The sequence below is a fragment of the Kordia sp. genome, assembly GCF_022447245.1.
Lineage (GTDB): Bacteria > Bacteroidota > Bacteroidia > Flavobacteriales > Flavobacteriaceae > Kordia.
Genome location: NZ_JAKVBC010000076.1, coordinates 1 through 3,468, shown reverse-complemented (window position 1 = coordinate 3,468; position 3,468 = coordinate 1). Strand labels below are relative to the sequence as shown.

The 3,468-nt window shown below is 34.2% G+C and carries 1 protein-coding gene; it reads left to right on the top strand.

Features of this window, described 5'->3' with window-relative positions; genetic code table 11:
- Positions 1-59 precede the first annotated feature (59 nt).
- Positions 60-3,468 (top strand): hypothetical protein (locus tag MK119_RS24070; RefSeq protein ID WP_290684261.1); only part of this gene is annotated, 3,409 nt, incomplete at its 3' end.

The window sequence follows — 3,468 nt, the reverse complement described above, 5'->3', positions numbered from 1 at the left end:
CGAACCTAACAGCCAATATATAACCACAAGTATTTTACGAATTAAAAATGAACAATTTTATGAAAAAATTACTGTTTGTAGTAGGACTTTTTAGTATTACTATTTTTTATGCCCAAGATCAAGACCGCTTTGATCTGCCCGAAGTCATTCCGCCTTCGCCGACAGTCGCGAATTTGATGACTTTTGAAGAAGTACCTGTTGATCATTATAGTGGTCAACCTGATATCTCAATACCATTATACACTAAAAATTTAGGGTTCGGTATACAAATGCCTTTAGCCTTACGCTATAATACTATGGGCGTGAGAATAGATTCACGTTCCGGGTGGACAGGAACTGGTTGGAGTTTGGAAGCGGGTGGTGTTATTTCTAGAACTGTAAGAGGAATTGCTGATGAAGAGCAAGCAGGTGGATTGAATGGTTCAGATATTGGAGTATTTCACATAGATGATTTTTGGAATTATAGTAGTTTATCAACTGATGATAGACAAGAGTTTTTATTCAATGCAGGAAAAGGAACATACCAAAAATTGGATCATCAATCCGATATTTTTCAATTTAGTGCTCTTGGGCTTTCGGGAAGATTTATTATCGTTAAAGAAGGAGCGAATCTTGTCCCAAAACTGTTAACAAAAAACCTGCAAATTCTTATAGAGATCAACTATGATCCTACCACATATAAGTTACATAGCTTTACTTTGACTGATACTTCTGGGAATACGTACTTATTTGAAGTTAAGGAAACATTACAGTCACAATCTTTAACTGCAACACGATATTTTAATAATAGCGAAAACTTACTGGGAGAAGGAAATATAAAAGTAACTACGAATGCATGGTACCTTGCTAAAATTACATCTCCTAACAATATTGATTTGGCAACATTTACATATGCTGATATAAGTGAACAATATCTTACGTATGTATCGAGAACAAAAAGAACTATTGTCAATTCACCATCAAATTGGAATGATATGATGCGAAATAGTTACAATCCAACGGCTATTCTTCCCAAAAAAGAACACACGTATAATACATCTTCAGGAATTACAAAAAAAGTATCGCAAATAACCTTTAGAGATCAATCAACTATCTCTTTTGGTATTTCTAAAACAGAACATCCAGAAACGAATCAAGAAGAGGCTACAGGAGCAATTTTAGAAGATATCATAGTGAAGGATAAAAATGGTATTACATACAAAACAATCCATTTAGACTATGATATTACTTCAAGGTTATGGTTAACACGTGTTACAGAAACTAAGGCGATAGGAAGTCAACCAATGATATATAATCTAGAATATAACAACAAGGAAGATTTATTGCCTTTTGATTCTATTTCTGATGATTGGGGATACACTAGTGGTTGGATGACACCAACAGGGAATGCTTGTGGTTATACAGCTACTTTTGATAAAGAAGCCATATTAACAGGTCTTTTAAAACAGATTACATATCCTACTGGAGGTAGTAAAGAATTTATTTTTGAAAACAATACCATATCGTATCATAAAAGTCAGGAACTACCAACTGGTCTTGGGGGAAGTACTGCATCTGGACATGGAGCAGTTTCCTTAACAGATTGGGAATTTAAAGAGGGAAATCCTGACAATTGGGATATTCAAACAGTTGATTTTAGAGTAAACAATGCTACAAATAATTATGCTACCACTGGCAGTCCCGTCAATTTCACAGTTTCCTCTTCAACTCTTGGAGCGTCAAATACCTTTACCATAGCTAATGATCAACGTATTTCATTAGAAGTTATAAATCCAACTGTCACTGGGACACTTGGTATTGGAGAAACAATACAGGATGTATTATTTAACTCTCAGGTTCGTTTTGTTCGCATTGATGGAACAGAAACTTTTGAATATCCTGTAAGATTAGATCAATCATGTAATGAGTTTAATATTCCTGCTGGAACATATGAGATTCGATTTATATCTTTTCATGTTTCATCAATTACTAATATTCAAGCAGATATTGAAGTAAAATATAAAGATTATATAACAAATTTTAAGAGATATATCTACGGAGGTGGCGTTCGTATTAAAAATATTCTATTCAAAGAAACACCAACTGCAACAAATCCGTCTACAAAAGTTCGATATTTATATGATGAAGGCGATGGTGTTGGATTAGGGCTTCTCTCTGGCACACGTTCTTCAGGCGCCATAGATGGAACAATGCATGGTTTGCGTAAGAACTACACTTTTGTTCACGATAAGTACTTATTTGGACAAGAAGATATATGCCATAATTTTAATGTACACAGAATTCGTTATGCTGTAGAAACTGATGGGATAAATAGTGAATTAACGAAAGGTAATTATGTAGGATACAAAAAAGTAAAAGTAGTTCAAGAAAATGTAGCAGGAGGGACTTTAGGTTCAAATGGACATACAATTTATACCTATACATCACCTCAGGATTATGCGAGTCCCTCAGCAGTATTTACCTATCCGTACGCACCTGCGCCAAATTTAGATTTTAAAAGAGGATTGCTATTATCAAAAGAAGTATTTGATAATCAGGAGAGAAAATTAACATCTTTGATCAATACTTACGAACATGAAGAAACTGCATTAAGTACAAATTATACCCTTTATTCTCTTTCTTGTGAGTGGTTGCAATTTTACAGAAGCTATACTGCATATAGAGATATTATAGTAACAGACCCTGTATTACTATGTCAACTTGGAGGAGCAGGCGCACCTGGTGGAGGTTGTTATAATGATTGTATTTGGCCAAGATCATATTACAATTGTGAAAGTGTTCCATTTGCTTTTATATCAAATACACTATCATCCGGCTGGGCAAAACTCAAAGAAACAGAAACTACCGAATATTTTTATGTAGGAACTACTTCAACTACTGCATCTGAAACTAATTCAAGATCCGTAAATAGTTATGATACTACTAATTTTCAAATAAATCAGAAAGATGTGTATTATGAAGAAAATGGGGTAGAACAACATCAGCAAACCAAATACTTCTATCCAACAGATCCAAGTTTTTATGGTTCTTATGTAGCAGAACTTTTAAGTCTTAATAAGGCAAATGAGGTATTGGCAATAGTACAGTATAAAAACGGAGAAAAAATAAGCACATTAGTAAATACCTATCATGAATTTTCACCAAATCTAATTCTTGTAAAGAAAGTAGCTGCATCCAAAGGAGAAGTTACGTCTACAGGAGGATTAGTTGATGAATTAGCCAATTTAGAAGATCGCCTGGTATATCACAGTTATAACCTTTTGGGGCTTCCAATGGAAGTTAGTAAAAAAGATGGTACTAGAGTCAGTTATGTTTGGGGATACAATTCAAAACATCCGATTGCCCAACTAGAAAACACAAGTTACTCAACAATGACTTCAGCACAAACCATAGCCATCAACAATGCTATAAATGCTTCTAATGCTGATATAGACTCTATTTCAGAGGAATTTCTGAGAACCAAACTCA